We start from the raw sequence: 16,860 nt of genomic DNA, 5'->3' as shown, positions 1-16,860 counted from the left end.
ATGACGGCGGATGCATCTGTTAAACAAGGGCGGCTAGTCATTTTTCTGTCATCAGAATGTCGCATGGTTAGAGGCAGCGGATTCAAAAAATTTGCGTTCAGTATAGCAGTCTCGGAGGGATGCACTATGCTGAGTAAACAGGATGAGAAACGTGGTACGTTACGAACATAAAGGAGCAGTGCCTATGGCGCGGAAAAAATCGAAAGAAAAGAAAATCTACGTCCTTGATACCAACATACTGCTACACGAACCTTTCGCTTTCCTAAACTTTGAAGAACATGATGTCGTGATTCCGATGACGGTATTGGAGGAGCTGGATCATATTAAAGACCGGCATAAGGATGTCAGTCGTGACGCCAGGGTGGCGATCCGGGCGCTGGAGGATGTGCTCAAAGATGCTTCGCCGGAGCAAATGTTGCACGGTGTCGCCTTACCGGCCCGCAGTGATGAAAGACCCAGCGGGCATATCTTTATTATCAACGACCACCATTTAAAAGATGAAATTCCTGGCTTACCCGGTGGTGAAAACGATCACCTGATTATTAACACTGCCCTTTATTTACAGCGCGAAAAGAGTCCGGTCAAAGTCATACTGGTCACTAAAGACATCAATATGCGGCTGAAAGCTAAGGGCGCCGGGTTAAAACTGGTCGAAGATTACCGTACCGATCAATTAATCGACGATGTCAGGTTCCTATACAAAGGCTATTACAAGTTTAGCGGCGAGTTTTGGTCACAGGTTGGCGAATGCCGCACAGTAAATGAAGGGCGTGAGGTGGTGCATTACGTCAGTCGTAAAGTACTACCCAATGCCTATGTAAATGAATACCTGATTGATGAAGCTGAAACTTTTGCTGGTAAGGTGTTGGCTATTACAGAGCAGGAATTGAAAATTGCTGATTATGGCGTTGAACGGCTAATGCATCGTCATGCCTGGGGCATCCATCCGAAAAATATCTATCAGGCGATGGCTCTGCAGGCGTTGTTGGATCCGCAGATGGATCTGGTGATCCTGACCGGTCCCGCCGGTTGTGGTAAAACGCTCATTGCCTTAGCGGCAGCACTGGAATTGGTGATTGAAAAAGGGCTGTATGACAAGGTAATTGTAACAAGGAATACCCCGGAAATTGCCGAGTCGATAGGGTTTTTACCAGGTTCCGAAGAGGAGAAAATGGCGCCCTGGCTGGCGGCTATCACCGACTCGCTGGAAGTGTTACACAAAACTGACGAACACCCGCATGCCAGCGTTAACTACATTATGGAAAAAGCCAATATTCAGTTTAAATCAGTAAACTTTATGCGTGGTCGCAGCATTCAGAATGCGATAGTCATTCTGGACGAGTGTCAGAATCTCAGCGCCGCCCAGTTAAAAACCATTATTACCCGTTGTGGTGAAGGCACTAAGTTGATTTGTTCCGGTAACCTGTCACAAATTGACAGCAATTACCTAACCGCGGTGACCTCTGGCCTGACCTATATCGTAGAGCGATTTAAAAACTTTGAAGGCAGTACCACCATCAATTTAAATGGCGTGGTGCGCAGTCGGCTGGCGTCTTTTGCCGAGGCAAACTTATAGGTCACTTTTCAGCTGGCAGATAGCGGCTGGTGCTATCGCCGCTATTTGACTATTCTGAAAAAAATACTATGTTGTCACTATCTTAACCTGCAGCAAGGACTGCCGATGCAGAATCCAGCAACCAGCGATTTTCAGCGTAATCTGCGCATCGCTCTGGTGTTTATCTTATTGCTCTCGGTCGGAGCCGCTTTTATCCATTTCTTATTGACCCTAGACCAGCGGATGACCCGGCAGGCGAAGCAATTAGAATTAAAAGCATTACAGCTGGATATCCAACTGGCACCCTTGCTAAAACTGGGTGAATGGTTACAACAGCAGGCGCTGAGTCACTCGCCTATCATTCCGGCGTTACCTTTAACATTGTATAATCGCGATGGACAAACACTTACAGAAGCTGATGCGCAGCAACGTGCTTCTGCGGTGGAGCGGAGTTTTCTGCAGGTAAACACCGGCGCCTTTAACGCCAGCCGCCTGCTTTATCCGTGGCTAGAGCGGGTGCTTTACACTTCTGATAGCGGCTTTATTTATTTGCAGCCACAGCAGCTGTCATTACTACAAATCCAGGCGCTCAGCCCCTGGCTAGCTGGCAATCTGAGTGCTGACAACAAAGTGGCGCTAAGCAAATCTGATGACAATAAACTGATTTTTAGCACGCCGCTGAAATTTACCTCCGGCGAAACCGGCAGACTGTTATTTGTTGTTGATATCCCAGCGCTTTTGCAGCCGTTGCAGAAGGTAACGCCGGAGGCTGATTTTCTGTTACTGGACGAAAGTGGTCAGATCCTGGGAGGCACCGTTGCCGCGAGCAGTCAGTTAGAGCAACGCTTGTTGCAGTTACAACGGATCGGTCAACAACCTTTATCTTTGGTGATGCTGGAGCAGCGTCATGGTCTGATTAGTGAGGGGATGGCAGGCTTTCTTGGCTATTGGTTTGGTTATTTATTCGTATTGGCGGCTGCCTTGCTGGCGTTTTTTTACCGCTACAAGCAAAAAGTGTTACAGCCATTGCAGCGGTTGGGGATCCATATTGAGCGGTTAGCGCGAGATCAGGGTGGGGTCAGGCATATTCCTGGTGGTTGGGAAGAAATGTTTGATAAGATCACCCGTCTCAAACCCTGATAACGCGCAGCTAAGATAAGCTGCTGTTGGAGCAGCATGAAAATAAGTCGTCAGATTACCGCGACCACTGCAGGCAGTGCCATTGAGCTACTGGCCGCTCAGGTGCCTGAACTTGCCAAGGCTAGGCTAAAAGATGCAATGCAAAAAGGGGCAGTACAACTGTTAACCAAACCGGTCAAGCGGTTGCGGCGCGCCCAATCTATGCTAAATCCCGGCGCTCAACTGGCTCTGCACTATGATGCTGAGCTGCTGCAACGCCAATGTACACCTGCCCGGTTATTGTTTGATCAGCGGGAATACAGTATTTGGTTTAAACCGCCAGGTATGTTGAGTCAGGGTAATGAATGGGGTGACCATCTGAGTTTAATGCGTTACGCCGAGCAGCATTTGCAGCCTGCGCGGCCGATTTTTTTACTCCATCGCCTGGATCGTGAAGCTAGCGGTTTAGTGATGTTGGCACATAATAAAAAAGCCGCAGCAGCGCTGAGTAAGCTGATTGCACAGCAACAAATCAATAAGACCTATTGGATACGGGTAAAGGGGCAGCTGGCCGCAGATTTACAAAGTCAGGCCGTTATCCGGCAGTCGCTGGATGGTAAAGCCTGCGAAAGTCGCTTTCGTGTGCTGCGTTATGATGCCAATCAGGATTATAGCGAATGCGAAGTACAACTCATTACCGGGCGCAAACATCAGATCCGACGACACTTTGCTGCAGTGGGGCATCCGGTGCTGGGCGATCCGCAATACGGCAAAGGAAACAAGTCGGCATCAGGTCTGGCGTTACAAGCCATTGCCTTAGGTTTTAACTGTCCGCTTACGCGACGCCAGCAACATTTTACGTTGCCAGCGTCGTACTACTTTGATGTGTTACAGTCTGGCCTTTAATTCTTGCCCGTTCAGCCAAAGTTGTAACTCACCCAGTTTGCAGGCATTCAGCATATCCGTGCGTAAATTTTCAGCCTGCCATTCGCAGGGACGTGGATGCGATGCCTCTACTTCTAACTGCCAGGTAGCTTGCTCCGCTTGAGAATTGGATGCAAGGTGCCAGCTAAACCAAATGACTTCTGGCAGTGCACTTAAATCGTCTTTTTGCCAGTGCTCACCCAATAAGGTTGCCAATGACAGGTTAGTACAAATAATCCGCGGTTCAGCGCCGAGGGCAGTCAGTTTCTGTTGTAGCAATTGCTGGGCTTTTGGCATTAATGCATCGGCATGCTCTGTTGGTGTCGCCAGCCAGAGCATTTCACTGCCACTGTAACAAGCTGATACCTCTGGCAAGTCCAGTTCCTGCCGTACCTGTTGCAATAGAGTATTGATAATCTTGCGGCCAAAGCGTTGTTGCAGAGCGGTGCGCTCACGTGGTAACAGTAGCAGCAGATTTAGTGGCGTGTTGGCCGTCTGTTGTTTTACTTTATCCCTGAATTGACTCCATTGCCGTGGCGTCAGCTCTGTCTGGCTGGGTAAGGGCCCCGCCGGCAGCTGGCGCCGGTAGAGTTGCCAGATCACGAAGGCGGTGAAAATCAGACCTACCAGCAACAATTGCAGGAGTAACTGCCGGGATTCAGCCGCAGACAACTGCTGCTGCAATGCCAGCACCTCTTCGCGGACATCTGTTTGGTCAGAGCTCTGCGTCAGACTGCCCTTTAACTGGGTCATTTGTTGTTGTAAGTGTTCAGTCAATTCTTGCTGATTCAGCGTAGTCGCTTTTTCCTGGGCCAGGTACGCTTGCTGCCAATCGCCTTTCGCCGCCGCTAACAGCGCGGCACTGGTATAAAAGCGCAATTGCAGATAAGTTGCGGCTTCAGCGATATTCGCGCTTAATTCGTTCAATAATGCCGTGGCGGCCGGATACTGTTGTTGTTGATAGTACAGTCTGACCAGTGCCAGAGCCGCTTCCAGTGTGTAAGTCGCTGAATTAACCTGGCGGAATTGTTGTAGTGCTTGCTGATAGAATTGCTCAGCAGCTGGATATTGCTCGCGCAGCAGGGCCACCCGCCCCAAACTGTAGTTGACTAACGCCATGCGCAAGACATGTTGTTGCTGTTCAGCGATCAGTTTGGCTTCTTGCAATAAGCGCTCTGCTTTGTCGGTTTGCACCGGCTCCTCAAGATAGGTCTCGGCCAGATAAATCAGGGTATAAGCATAATTAGATTGGCGATCCAGAGCCCGGTAACGTTCTGCCGCCTGCTGAAAATGCTCCAGCGCTTCCGGGTGCAGATCCAGTTTGCGAAAGGCCATGCCGAGGCGAAAATGCAATGAGGCCAGGCTCTCATTATCCTCCAGCTTAGATGCTAAGGTTACGCCTTGCTGCAAATAATAAAATGCTTGTTGGTACTGATTGTTTTGCAGTGCCAGCCGGCCGCCGATAATCAATGCATTCAATTCACGCGCGGGTTCATTTAATTGACGGGCAAGTTTTAAGCTGCGCTCAGCATAGGTTAACCCCTGAGCCAGTTGACCACGCAAGTTATAAGCAGAAGCAAAACTATGCAGTACATCGTTAAGTAAAAGTTGTGAGGTTTTGTCTTCGGCGTTGATTAAAATCTGTTCTGCCGCAACGAGTTGTTGGATTGCCATCTCGGCGTTCTGGTAATAAATACCGTGGATCTGTGCTTTATGATAAAAGCTTAACGCTTTTAAATAAGGTGTGACCGCTGACTGCTCAGCCTTACTGGCCGCGTCCAGGGCGGCATCACGATTATTGAGCGTTTGATAACTTTCTGACAGCACCAGGTAATCCTCAGTGCTGAGCTGATCGGTCGCCTGAGTATGCAGGGCTTCGATGTTTTTTTCCGCCGCAGCCTGACTGCTGGCGGCGTCGCGCAAACGTTCAGATAAGCTGGTAGCACACAGTGACGGGCTACTGAAGATCACTATAAAAATTATCGCTAAAATACGCATGAGTTGCTCTTATTATCTGGGACGCCAGCCAGACTGGAGGCTGTAGTCTACCGTCTGGTTTCCATTCTGCTGTTAACAAAGTTCTGAATATTGGCTGCGATTTTCAGTACCATTCTTGTTCGTGCTTCCCGACTTGCCCAACCAATATGGGGTGTAAGCAACAAGTTCGGTAAACGACATTGCAGTAACGGATGCTCAGCCGGCGGTGGCTCAGTTTCCAGCACATCGAGTGCTGCGGCCAGCAGCTGACCGGATTTCAGGGCTGCGATTAAGGCTTCGGTTTCAATTAAACCGCCTCGGGCAGTGTTAATCAGCACAGCCCCGGCTTTTAATTGTGCCAGTCGCTCCCGGTTAAGCAAATGCTGTGTTGCCGGTGTCAGAGGGCAGTGTAAAGATAGCACATCTGCCAGTGCCAGCGCGTTGTTAAAGGCGATCCGACCCGGGCGAACCTCTGTGACATCCGGACGTTCGGCAATTAACACCCGCATGCCAAAGGCTTTAGCCAGCTCCGCTGTGGCCTGACCCAAACTACCATAACCAACAATCACCATGGTTTTGCCGGCTAACTCGAACATTGGGTAATCGAGCAAACAAAAATTCTGACTGCGGCTCCAGTCGCCCCGTTGCACTGCCTGCTGATACTGACTCAGCTGATTACTCAGGGCTAACAGCAGCGCAAAAACATGTTGTGGCACTGCGGTACCGGCGTAGTCCTGGACATTAAACACCTGGATCCCCTGCGTTGCCGCAGCGGTTAAATCAATATTATCCATACCGGTGGCGGCAACCATAATGGCTTTTAAGCGCGGCAGTTGTGCCAGCACGGCGGCATCCAACCGGCATTTATTGACAATGGCAATGTCGGCATGCTGCAGTCTGTCAACGATATCCGCTGGTGCAGAGTACGGGAACAGCTGTAGTTCACATCCAGGTTGTTGTAGTGCGGCTAGGTCGGCATCTCCCAGGGAGGCCGCATCTAAAAATACAATGTTGTAACGCATTATGAGATTGATCAGCTTCGCTATTTTATAAACTGCTGTTTTAGCATAGCTTGCGATCTAATGCAGCTGTAAAGGTTGCGACTATGGTCGAAAATTCAGTTTCATCGGCTGAAATTCGTACGCTTTATTACATAATTGCTAACAAATCTGTTTTTTACGTTACGGGTGAGAGCTGATACAGTAAATAAAAATACTTACAGGTCATGCCAAGATGCAGATAACAGTGAATGATATTCAAAAAAGCTATGCCACAGTGCAGGCAGTACAAGGGGTGAGCTTTCAAATTCGTCCCGGTGAAATTTTTGCCTTACTTGGCCCCAACGGTGCTGGTAAATCGTCAATTATCCGGATGCTGGTCGGCATGACCCGACCAGACAGTGGCAGTATCAGTGTGCAGCACGGTGATGAAGTATTTGATCATGTACCGCGACGTTATCTGGGCTATTTACCGGAAGACCGCGGGCTGTATATTGATAAAAGTGTGGAAAAAAATCTGCGTTATCTGGCGCAGTTGCATGGCTTGTCGGCCACGGAAACCGAGCAGCAATTGGAACACTGGCTGGCGGTATTTGAGCTCACTGACCGGCGTAAAGAAGAATTAAAACAATTGTCGAAAGGCAATCAGCAAAAAGTGCAGCTGATTGCGGCAGTGATCCACCGGCCGGCGCTGGTTATCCTGGACGAACCCTTTTCTGGCTTGGATCCGATCAATCAGGAAAAGGTTGTACAGTTTTTACAAAGGCTGCGGGCCGAGGGGATGACGGTGATTCTGAGTGCCCATCAGATGGCGATGGTCGAAAAACTGGCTGATCATATGTTACTGATGGCCAAGGGTAAGGCCGTATTGGCAGGCACCCTGAGTGAAATTCGTACTCAGGCCCAGCCGCAGCCTGAGGTATTAATTGAGACTGAGCGCGCGTTAACGCCGGCCGAGCTGGAACAATGGTTGCCGGATTTGGACTGGCAACTGACTGCGCCACAACGACTCACCCTGAAACTGTCGGGCAGTGGCCAGCTATCCGACTGCTTGCAGCGCTTATTACCCCATTGCCCACTCAGAGCGGTGACGATGCAAAACCCGGATTTGCATCAGCTCTATCTGAATGCCATGAGCCAACATCAGCAGCAGGAGCCAGCAGTATGATTTCGAAACAAAGCATTACCGTGGCGAAATGGGAGTTCTTACGCTTTTTTAAATGGAAACAGCAGCTGATTTCTTATCTGATTATGCTTGGGGTAATGGGTGCGGTCTTCGCCTGGAGTTATTTTGTGGATGAAGGCCGCCAGCAATACCGGATTGCCGTGCCGGCCGGTTTTGCGATTGAAAGTACCGAGCAGTTTCAATTTCAGCAACCGACCATTAGTTTTGCTGAGCAATTGCAGCAACTGCAAGCTGATGAAACCTGGCATGCCGTGCTTGAGCCGACGTCAGAACAGGTAATTATTCACACCAAAGCCGGTAAAAAATGGCAGCAACAGTTGCAAACAGTGCTGCAGGAATATTACCGTCAGCAATATGCCGCTGAGCAAGGCTGGACTGAAGCTCAGCTAACTAAACTGCAACAGCCGGTGAGGCTGGAAATGCGTTTTCTGGATGACAACTACAAGGGCAAAGATCGGCCGGAGAAGCTGATTGCGTTAGCAGTGTTATTTATGCTGTTAATTGGATTATCCACCGCTTTTGGCCAGTTGTTGATGAGCATCACCGGTGAAAAACAACAACGGGTCACCGAGCAACTGTATGCGATTGTCACGCCGCAGCAGTGGATTGACGGTAAGGTGCTTGGGCACAGCCTGAGTGCACTAAAAGCGATGTTTACCACCACGCTCATGATGCTATTAGGTTTTGTGGTGGGTGTGCTGATATTTGCGAATAAGCCGTTACAGTTGGACTGGCTGAACTTTGGTGTGGTGGCCTGGTTGTTACCCTTTGCGCTGCTCGGTGTGGTACTTTGCGCGACCTTTATGGCGGCCATCGCCGCCTCTATCGATGATCCGAATACCAGTGGCAAGGGCGCGGTGATGATGATTACCTGGCTACCGCTACTCTTTACCTATCTGGTGATTGATAGCCCGACCGGCTGGGCGATGACCTTACTCAGCTGGTTACCTGTTACGTCCTTTGCCGCTATGCCGGTGCGACTGGCGATGGTGGAATTGCCCTGGTGGCAGCCCGCGTTATCGCTATTATTACTCGTTGCAACCTTATACTGGCTGCGCCGGGTTGCCGGCCGGATCTTTTTACGTGGTATGCAAATGTATGGCAAAGAACCCAGCTGGGGCGATATTATGCGCTGGGCGCTGAGTAATAAGGCAGATTGATGAACTATTCCGCCTAAACTCAGCCAAAGCAGATATGATGTTGACAGGTCGGTTATGCGAACCGGCCTGTTTAAATTTTAAAGGAAAGCTATGTTTGATCCTTCATTTCGCCAGCAAGCGTCGGCCTGGCAGCGCCAGTTTCAGTTGCGTAATCAGGGCAGTTTTTTGCAACGCTTACTGGCGTGGTTAGTGCTGGGTGTGATGTTACTGGTGGGGGCGTTTTTTCTGTTGTTTGCACTGCTACTAAGCTGGATCCTGATCCCGATTTTACTCTACCGTCACCGCCAGCGGATGCGGCAATTCCGGGCGCAGGCGGAGCGTTATCAACAGCAGCAATACAGTGACAATCGCTCTGCCCACGGTAATGTTATTGAAGGCGAAGTATTACGCAAAGACGAGTCAGAACCGCGTTAACACTAAGCTGGCTGATTCGCCAGCTTGGCTTTAATAAAGTCGCTATGACGGATAAACAGTAAATCGGCAACTTTGCGCAGCATCATCTCCTCATTCGGATCAACACTGCCATCGGCCCAGGCCAGTTGCCACAGCTGATTTAGCAGCGCCAAGCGCTCGGTCTCCGACAGCACCTTAAGTTTAGACGTATAAGCATGCAGGCAGGTCGCATCCGCGGCTAACTGATTGGCCTGCGCCAGCACCTGCTGTGCGATAGCGGGAGCTAATTGATATTCCCGTTGCAGATAGCCGAGCACCAGCTGTTGTTCTTGCTCGGTGCTGTCAAAGTCAGCATGACTGAGCTGCAATAATAACACCACTGCCATAAATTGGGTTTCGCTCAGGCCGGCGTTTTGCCAGACTGCCTGTTGCCCGGCGCTGCCCGCTAAGCCCTCGCTGGCTTTTTCCAGCAGATTTTTCAGGAAATTAAACAATACTTATCTCCAATTGGGTCGATGCTTGATTTTTATCAGACGCTGCCCCACTAAAAGAGTTCGCCTGACCTTACCGGAGCACCGTGTTGCCGCTCGTTATTTTAACTGTACTGACAATATTGATTATTGGTTTAGTCGTCGGGCAACCCTACTGGCGACAGTGGCAGCGCCGTCGTGTGCTGGCAAAGCCTTTTCCGGAAGCCTGGCGCAAAATACTGAAACAACGGATGCCATATTTTCGGGCCTTACCGGCAGATTTGCAATTACAGCTGAAAAAGCATATCCAGGTTTTTATCGCCGAAAAAGTCTTTATTGGTTGTGATGGTTTGCAGGTTAGCGATGAAATGCGGGTGACGATTGCCGCACAAGCCTGCTTATTGTTGCTGAACCGGCCGAATCACTATTACCCCGAGCTGAAAAGCATTCTGATTTACCCGGCGGCTTTTATTGTCGAGAGTGCGCAAACCGATGCCGCAGGCTTAGTGTGCGAGGAGCGGCGGGTACTCAGTGGTGAGTCCTGGGGGCAGGGTAAGGTGATTCTTAGTTGGCAGGATACCCTGGCCGGTGCTGCGGATCCGCATGACGGTCATAATGTGGTGATCCACGAATTCGCACATCAGCTGGATCAGGAGCAAGGCCCGACACAAGGTGCGCCGGTGCTGAGTCGCAGCAGTGACTATCAACAATGGTCTGCGGTGATGCAGCAGGCCTTTAATGAGTTACAGGTGAAGGTGGCACAGGGCTTACCGGTATTGCTTGATCCTTATGGTGCGACTAATCCGGCAGAGTTTTTTGCCGTGCTGACCGAGATATTTTTTGAGCGGCCAGCAGAGCTATCGACGCAGCATCCCGATCTTTATCAGTTATTAAGCCGCTTTTACCGCCTTAATCCACTGAGTTGGCACTAAAGTTATGCTAATCAGCTAATCAGCTAATCAGCTAAACAGCATTTTGATCAGTTGCGCCAGCAGCAGAATCGCAACTAATGGCAGGATCCAGCGACTATACTTGCGATAATCCTGCTCTGCTTGTTCTCCCTTGCTACCGTATTTTTCCAGTAGGGGTAACAGTAAAAACAATACCAAAAATAATACCGCTAAGATGCCGATCAACGCCATAAAGGTCTCCTGTTCGCTTTTGTTGCAGCTTAACAGCCTGCCGACTTTGCTGCAAAAAATGCTGTGCGGCCCGCTATTAGTCAATTTTGCGTCATGCTACACTAAACCCAATTCACTCTCTGGAGACGCAAGCAATGTTGTGGGCCGTGTTAGCTCTGATTTCGGGTTTGGCGCTGTTGGTGTGGAGCGCGGATAAATTTGTCGATGGTGCTGCGGCGACAGCAAAGTATGCCGGTATGCCGCCGCTGTTAATCGGTATGTTGATTGTCGGTTTTGGTACCTCAGCACCGGAAATGGTGGTCTCTGCCATGGCAGCGGCTGATGGTAATCCGGCACTGGCACTGGGTAATGCCTACGGCTCCAATATTACCAATATTGCGCTGATCCTCGGGTTGGTCGCGCTGTTAAGCCCAATCGCCGTGAACTCGCAAGTGCTTCGCAAAGAGCTACCGATTTTGATGTTGGTGACACTATTCGCCGGCTGGCAATTATTCGATCATCAATTAAGCAGCTTCGATGCCTGGTGTCTGCTTGGGGTGTTCTTTGTGTTGATGGGTTGGTCGGTGTGGCAGGGCATGCGTAATCCCCAGGATGCGATGGCGGTAGAGATGGGGGATGAACTGGCCGCTGCTGAGAGTATGACGTTAAAACAAGCCATTATCTGGCTGGTGGTAGGTCTGGCGCTGTTGATCCTGGCGTCAAGGTTACTGGTGTACGGCGCAGTCTTTATCGCACAAAGCCTTGGTGTCAGTGATCTGATTATCGGCTTAACCGTGGTCGCCGTCGGGACTTCGCTGCCTGAGCTAGCGTCATCACTTATTGCCATTAAAAAAGGCGAGCATGATATCGCACTGGGTAACGTGATTGGCTCTAACCTGTTTAATACCTTAGCGGTAGTAGGTATAGCTGCGGCCATTGAGCCGATGGCAGTTGAAGCGGTGGTATTAACCCGTGATTGGACGCTGATGGCGGTATTAACGGCAGCCATTTTCGTGATGGGATACGGCTATAAAAAACAAGGCCGTATTAACCGTGTTGAAGGCGCCTTGTTGCTGGCGATATTTATCGGTTATACCGGCTATCTGATTAGCACGGTGCTTAGTTAAACGCATGGCGGTCAGACCGGAGCTGGATGCCCGTTACTATCTGCAGCACTTTCAGGAGTTACTGCAGTTTGTAAAGACGCATTATGGCCCTTGTCTGACACCTTCTGCCAGCACCTGGCTTGCCGATTTCGAACAGCTCAGCATGCCAGCGCAACAGCTGCTGGTGCGGATGCTCAATCGTAAAGGCCGGGTGTTTGCTGACAGTGAGCTGTACTATGCCGAAATTGGACCGGTAGCGCCGCTATTGTCTGAACTGCAACATGCTGGCTTTCTTGCTGCGGTGACCGAAGATACGCTTACTGATTTTTGGCTACGACTCACCAAAGACACACTATGGCAGTTGCTAGAACTGGCGCAGCCGCAACTGGCATCTCCGCTTGACGTCAAAAAAAGCCACACTAAGCCGGTACTGCTGCGCGCGGCTTTAGCGTTGCCGGTCGATTGGCTGGTATTGATCGCACAGTTGCCGCAACAGTATGTGGCATTGCAACGGTTGGATGCGCTTAATTATCTGTATTTTCTTTATTTTGGACGGGTCGAGTCTAACCTTTCGCTGTTTACCCTGCGCGATTTGGGGATCCGGCAAACCGGCCAGTTTAAGCAGCAATTTAGCCCGCGTTTTACCGAGCTGGCGACCGCTGAGCTGGCTTTTCAATTAGCGCAAGCCAAACTGGTACTGGCCGATTTAAGTAAACAGCTAAAGCAACAGCCGGCTGATGCCGAATCGCTGTTAACTCCATGGCTGGAACAAGTACAGCTGTGGCCGTCTGGCACTACTCCGGAGCTCGTGACCAAACGCAGCGAACGCTGCTATCAGCTTGGCAAATTGGCTGAGCAGCAGAAACTGCTAGCATTGGCGCAGGCCTTTTACCAGCAAAGCAACGGTTTTCCGGCTAGTGAGCGCTTAGTACGCCTATATTGGCAACAAGGCGATAAAACGCAGTGCCAACAGCACCTGCAACAACTGTTAGAGGATCCCAGCTGTGATGAAGAATGGTTATTTGCTGACGATTTTTATCAGCGTAAATTTAGTGCTGATAACAACAGCCCGCGCCGCTCGCAACTCACGCAGTTGCTGCACGCCGCCCCGCAAATTGGTGTAGACGAGCTCTATTTAGGCAAAGCAGAAGCCGGGCTTATCGCGCATTATCAGGCGCTCGGTTATCGGGTGTTTCATAGCGAAAACAATCTTTGGCTGGCGTTGTTTGGTCTGTGGTTCTGGCATGAACTCTTTGAGCACCAAGACAGTGCGCTACATAACCCCTTTGAGCGCCGACCGCGTAATTTAAGTGCGGGGGGCTTTTATCCGCAATTTCAAACAACCATCGAGCATAAATTAACGCAGCTAGCCACGCCAAATGCCGCAACCATCCTGCTAAGTGCGTTAACCGCGCATTATGGCAAAGCCAATAGCCTGTTTTACTGGCATAGCGATCTCGCTGAACAGCTATTACCGTTGCTGCAATACGCGCCGCGCGGCCAGTACAAAAATGGCGAAAATGACAAAAGCGGCGAACAGGCTGAGAGTGCTCTTGCGCCAATACTGCGCGCCATGGCGCAGGACTTTAACCGCCATAGCAGTGGCTACCCGGATTTATTGCTGATTAAAGAGCAGCAACTGCAGTTTATCGAAGTTAAAGCGCCCGGCGATAAAATTCAGCGCCACCAGTTAGCCCGGCTGCTAGCGCTGAATAACGCCGGTTTTAACGCCCGGATTGAAAAACTGCAGTGGATAGTCGACCCCAACCGGCTCTATGTGGTGCTGGATGTCGAAACCACCGGCGGCAAAGCTGGCACCGACAGGGTGATTGAAATTGGCGCGGTAAAAGTCCAGGCTGGCGAGGTGTTAGACACCTTTAGCACCCTGCTTAATCCTGGCCGCACTATCCCGTCTTTTATCAGCCGCTTAACCGGTATCAGCAACGCCATGGTGGCCGATGCGCCCACCTTTGCTGATATTGCCGATAAGCTTGCCGAATTTTTACACGGTGCGGTGTTTGTGGCGCACAACGCCAAGTTTGATTATGGTTTTATTCGCAGCGAGTTTGCCCGCTGTGATATCACATTCGATATGCCGCAACTCTGCACGGTAGTTAATATGCGCCGCTATTACCCGGGACTGCAATCCTATAGCCTGGGTAAGTTGTGTGAAGAGTTTGACATTAAACTTAATAACCACCACCGCGCCCTGGCTGATGCCACCGCCACGGTAGAGCTGCTAAAGCTGATTAATGCCCGTCGCCAGTTGGTTTAGGTCAACAGGTCTTATGGTGAGGATGTAAAAGCCTCATCTTTGCTGAGCAACCGGAGCTTGCTGATATTCATCCCGTGCTCGCTTAACACAGCGCTCGATAGTCGCAGCTTTATTCAGTAATACATCATCCGGTAGCTTAGTTACGGCCATACACTGCTCCCTGTTCTCTGATATCCTGCAATAAACCAGCGCGGGCTTCGTTTAATGCCGTCATTTGCGATAACACCATGGCTTCGTATATACCGACGCTGCTGTCGATAGCGAACAGGCATTTACCGGTGGTGAGGATTTGATACTGCATAACGGTAGTGGCGGCGCGAAAGTCGAGTAAATCGACTTCGCAGTTCGCCAGCTCAGCCAGGTCACTGCTAATATCCCACAGTTCAATCACATCAGCATAGCCTGCTACCAGCACAGCTAAATCTAAGTCACTGTTTTTATCCGCGGTGCCCTGTATCTGGCTGCCAAAGGCGTAAACTGCCATTAAATTTGGCAAACGTTGTTGTAGTAACTGCAGTATTGGTAAGAAATTCAAACCGGGCCCCGCGTTGCAGATGGTTAGCTTATAAACGCAGTGTAACCCTTGCTCTAGAGTAGGGCAAATGGTCAGCTCTGGGGTACTAGGCTTGACCTAAGTGATTGTGATTTAGTGTCTTAACAGGCAAGCTTAGCGATAACCTCCATGGTAATGGCTAAACTGACTTTTGTGCTGACACTTTCTTGCTATCATAGACCACTGACACAAACAGAAATAAAGCGCGCGTCGCGGCAAAGGTAATATCGGGCATGCTGAGTAATATCTTCAATAAACTTCCCAACACAGTGCGACACTGGCTGAGTATTCTGGCGGCAGCCTTTCGGCATTGGCTGGATAGCCAGGCGTTTATTTATGCTGCCGCGCTGGCATTTTTTACGGTGTTTTCGATTGCGCCTATTTTAGTGGTCGTGGTGGCACTGGTCGGCTTGGTTATCGGTGAGCGGGCCGTGCAAGGGGAGTTATTTACCCAGCTTGAGGAAACTATAGGGTCAGAAGCGGCCGGTGTAGTGCAAACCGCGGTCGTCAATTCGCAAATTGATCAAAGTGGTTTTGTCCCGGCGTTAGTCGGTATTGTTGCCACCATTATTGGTGCTACCACAGTGTTTGCACAGATGCAGCAATCGCTGAATCAGATCTGGGGTGTAGCACCGCGGCCAAAGCGTAACAATCTTTGGGCGCTGCTGAAAAGCCGCTTGCTGTCTTTAACCATTATTCTGGCGATTGGTTTTATTATGATGGTGTCATTACTGCTGTCGGTGGCACTGCGCAGCGTAATGGCATTTGCGGAGGAATGGTTGCCCGTGCCCGCTTGGGCGATGGTGGGTATGGAATGGGGGCTATCGTTACTGGTGATCACCTTGCTATTTGCCGCCATGTTTAAAATTTTGCCCGACGTACTGCTTGCCTGGCGTGACGTGCTATTAGGCGCCTTTATTACCGCCTTGCTATTTACCATCGGCCGCTCTTTTATCTCTGTTTATCTGGCCTATACCGCGACAGCCTCGGCTTACGGCGCTGCCGGTTCTTTGGCATTATTGCTACTATGGGTAAATTATTCTTCGATGATTTTGTTGTTTGGTGCAGCCTTTACCCGTGCTCATCTGGAAGGGCGAGGTAAGCCTATCCGGCCGAAGAAGGTTGCGGTATGTGTGCACCGGGAGCTTATCATCGACCCGCCGCCGAATGAGCAAACGGGTACTAACAATTGACGGTTGCAAGTGACTAAAGAGGCAAGATGACAGAGCAGAAGCGCGGTGCATTCGGTTGGCTGGGGTTGCTATGTTGGCGTGCCTTGCAGCTGGCACTGCTATTGTTAGCGTTGGTCTTAATTTTACTTCTGATCTTACGTTTTGTGCCGCCGCCTACCACCGCCTTTATGTTACAAAGCCCGTATCCGGTTAAGCAGCAGTGGATCAGCATTGCACAATTGCCGCCACATGTACCGCTGGCGCTGGTGGCGTCAGAAGATCAGCGCTTCCCGCAGCACTTTGGTGTCGATATCGATGAAATCCGTAATGCGTTGGAGCGTTTTGACGATGGCGGCGGTTTGCGTGGTGCCAGTACCATTACTCAGCAAACGGCAAAAAACCTGTTGTTATGGCCTAGCCGCAGTTTGCTGCGAAAAGGACTGGAGGCAGCGTTAGCGCTGAGCTTGGAAGTGCTTTGGGGCAAAAAGCGTATCCTGGAGGTATACCTGAATATCGCCGAATTCGGACCCGGTATTTATGGTGTGGAAGCGGCCAGTCAGTATTACTTTGGTAAATCAGCCAGCCAGTTAAGCCGCAATCAGGCTGCCAGATTAGCAGTGCTGTTGCCAAGCCCGCGCCGGCGCGATCCGAATCAGTTAACACCCTACCTACAGCAACGCGTCAGTTGGGTTGAACAACAGATGCGGCAACTGGGCGCAGGCTATCTAAAACCGGTACTGGATTAACCCGCGTTAGCCTTTTGTCGCCGTTTTCCGTCTGGCCAGTATCCAGCTAAGTTGCGCTCAGGCGCTTAGCAGCTACACTCATTATTTTGCATAAAGGAAGCAAAA

Annotated in this window: 16 protein-coding genes; 11 read left to right on the top strand and 5 right to left on the bottom strand. The window is 50.4% G+C overall.

Annotation, left to right across the window (positions count from 1 at the left end; genetic code table 11):
• Positions 1 to 184: 184 nt before the first annotated feature.
• From AAY72_RS16120 to AAY72_RS16110, 3 genes are all read left to right on the top strand, one after another.
• Positions 185 to 1,576, top strand: a complete 1,392-nt coding sequence (locus AAY72_RS16120; RefSeq protein WP_057788928.1) for a PhoH family protein — start codon at positions 185 to 187, stop codon at positions 1,574 to 1,576.
• 105 nt (positions 1,577 to 1,681) lie between these two features.
• Complete coding sequence (locus AAY72_RS16115) at positions 1,682 to 2,695, top strand: hypothetical protein (protein WP_057788925.1); 1,014 nt, start codon at positions 1,682 to 1,684, stop codon at positions 2,693 to 2,695.
• A gap of 36 nt (positions 2,696 to 2,731) precedes the next feature.
• On the top strand, positions 2,732 to 3,580 hold the full coding sequence (locus tag AAY72_RS16110; RefSeq protein WP_057788923.1) for an RluA family pseudouridine synthase: 849 nt from the start codon (positions 2,732 to 2,734) through the stop codon (positions 3,578 to 3,580).
• Here the strand turns inward: AAY72_RS16110 and AAY72_RS16105 are convergent.
• Complete coding sequence (locus tag AAY72_RS16105) at positions 3,563 to 5,596, bottom strand: tetratricopeptide repeat protein (protein ID WP_057788921.1); 2,034 nt, start codon at positions 5,594 to 5,596, stop codon at positions 3,563 to 3,565. The two genes, AAY72_RS16110 and AAY72_RS16105, sit on opposite strands and share 18 nt — an antisense overlap.
• A gap of 47 nt (positions 5,597 to 5,643) precedes the next feature.
• Positions 5,644 to 6,597, bottom strand: a complete 954-nt coding sequence (locus AAY72_RS16100; RefSeq protein WP_057788918.1) for a D-2-hydroxyacid dehydrogenase — start codon at positions 6,595 to 6,597, stop codon at positions 5,644 to 5,646.
• Positions 6,598 to 6,808: 211 nt separating this feature from the next.
• Here AAY72_RS16100 and AAY72_RS16095 point away from each other — a divergent pair, with 211 nt between their 5' ends.
• The 3 genes from AAY72_RS16095 (at position 6,809) to AAY72_RS16085 (ending at position 9,333) form a co-directional block, all read left to right on the top strand.
• Positions 6,809 to 7,741, top strand: coding sequence for an ABC transporter ATP-binding protein (locus AAY72_RS16095; RefSeq protein WP_008985456.1), 933 nt, complete (start codon positions 6,809 to 6,811; stop codon positions 7,739 to 7,741).
• On the top strand, positions 7,738 to 8,919 hold the full coding sequence (locus tag AAY72_RS16090; protein ID WP_057788915.1) for an ABC transporter permease: 1,182 nt from the start codon (positions 7,738 to 7,740) through the stop codon (positions 8,917 to 8,919). The genes AAY72_RS16095 and AAY72_RS16090 overlap by 4 nt, the downstream gene beginning before the upstream one ends.
• Before the next feature lie 90 nt (positions 8,920 to 9,009).
• The gene (locus AAY72_RS16085; protein WP_008985458.1) at positions 9,010 to 9,333 is read left to right on the top strand and encodes a hypothetical protein; all 324 of its coding nucleotides are present in this window, start codon (positions 9,010 to 9,012) and stop codon (positions 9,331 to 9,333) included.
• Positions 9,334 to 9,335: 2 nt separating this feature from the next.
• Here the strand turns inward: AAY72_RS16085 and AAY72_RS16080 are convergent, their stop codons facing one another.
• Positions 9,336 to 9,806: a TerB family tellurite resistance protein gene (locus tag AAY72_RS16080; protein ID WP_057788913.1), complete on the bottom strand. Its 471-nt coding sequence runs from the start codon at positions 9,804 to 9,806 to the stop codon at positions 9,336 to 9,338.
• An 83-nt stretch (positions 9,807 to 9,889) separates the two neighbouring features.
• Here AAY72_RS16080 and AAY72_RS16075 point away from each other — a divergent pair, with 83 nt between their 5' ends.
• A complete protein-coding gene (locus AAY72_RS16075) occupies positions 9,890 to 10,714 on the top strand; it encodes a zinc-dependent peptidase (RefSeq protein ID WP_369815373.1) in 825 nt (274 codons plus the stop codon).
• Positions 10,715 to 10,741: 27 nt separating this feature from the next.
• Here the strand turns inward: AAY72_RS16075 and AAY72_RS16070 are convergent, their stop codons facing one another.
• Positions 10,742 to 10,924, bottom strand: a complete 183-nt coding sequence (locus AAY72_RS16070; RefSeq protein ID WP_040291982.1) for a hypothetical protein — start codon at positions 10,922 to 10,924, stop codon at positions 10,742 to 10,744.
• 134 nt (positions 10,925 to 11,058) lie between these two features.
• Here AAY72_RS16070 and AAY72_RS16065 point away from each other — a divergent pair, with 134 nt between their 5' ends.
• Entirely contained in the window at positions 11,059 to 12,030 is a 972-nt protein-coding gene (locus AAY72_RS16065; protein WP_008985462.1) for a calcium/sodium antiporter, read from the top strand.
• 4 nt (positions 12,031 to 12,034) lie between these two features.
• Positions 12,035 to 14,284, top strand: a complete 2,250-nt coding sequence (locus tag AAY72_RS16060) for an exonuclease domain-containing protein (protein WP_057788909.1) — start codon at positions 12,035 to 12,037, stop codon at positions 14,282 to 14,284.
• A 136-nt stretch (positions 14,285 to 14,420) separates the two neighbouring features.
• Here the strand turns inward: AAY72_RS16060 and AAY72_RS16055 are convergent, their stop codons facing one another.
• Positions 14,421 to 14,819, bottom strand: a complete 399-nt coding sequence (locus tag AAY72_RS16055) for a nucleotidyltransferase domain-containing protein (protein ID WP_057788907.1) — start codon at positions 14,817 to 14,819, stop codon at positions 14,421 to 14,423.
• A 251-nt stretch (positions 14,820 to 15,070) separates the two neighbouring features.
• Here AAY72_RS16055 and AAY72_RS16050 point away from each other — a divergent pair, with 251 nt between their 5' ends.
• A complete protein-coding gene (locus AAY72_RS16050) occupies positions 15,071 to 16,030 on the top strand; it encodes a YihY/virulence factor BrkB family protein (RefSeq protein WP_057788905.1) in 960 nt (319 codons plus the stop codon).
• Positions 16,031 to 16,056: 26 nt separating this feature from the next.
• Positions 16,057 to 16,755, top strand: a complete 699-nt coding sequence (gene mtgA / locus AAY72_RS16045; protein ID WP_057788903.1) for a monofunctional biosynthetic peptidoglycan transglycosylase — start codon at positions 16,057 to 16,059, stop codon at positions 16,753 to 16,755.
• Positions 16,756 to 16,860: the final 105 nt, after the last annotated feature.

The sequence above is a fragment of the Alishewanella sp. WH16-1 genome (genome assembly GCF_001441695.1).
Classification (GTDB): domain Bacteria; phylum Pseudomonadota; class Gammaproteobacteria; order Enterobacterales; family Alteromonadaceae; genus Alishewanella; species Alishewanella agri.
This window is presented reverse-complemented; position numbering and strand designations above follow the sequence as displayed.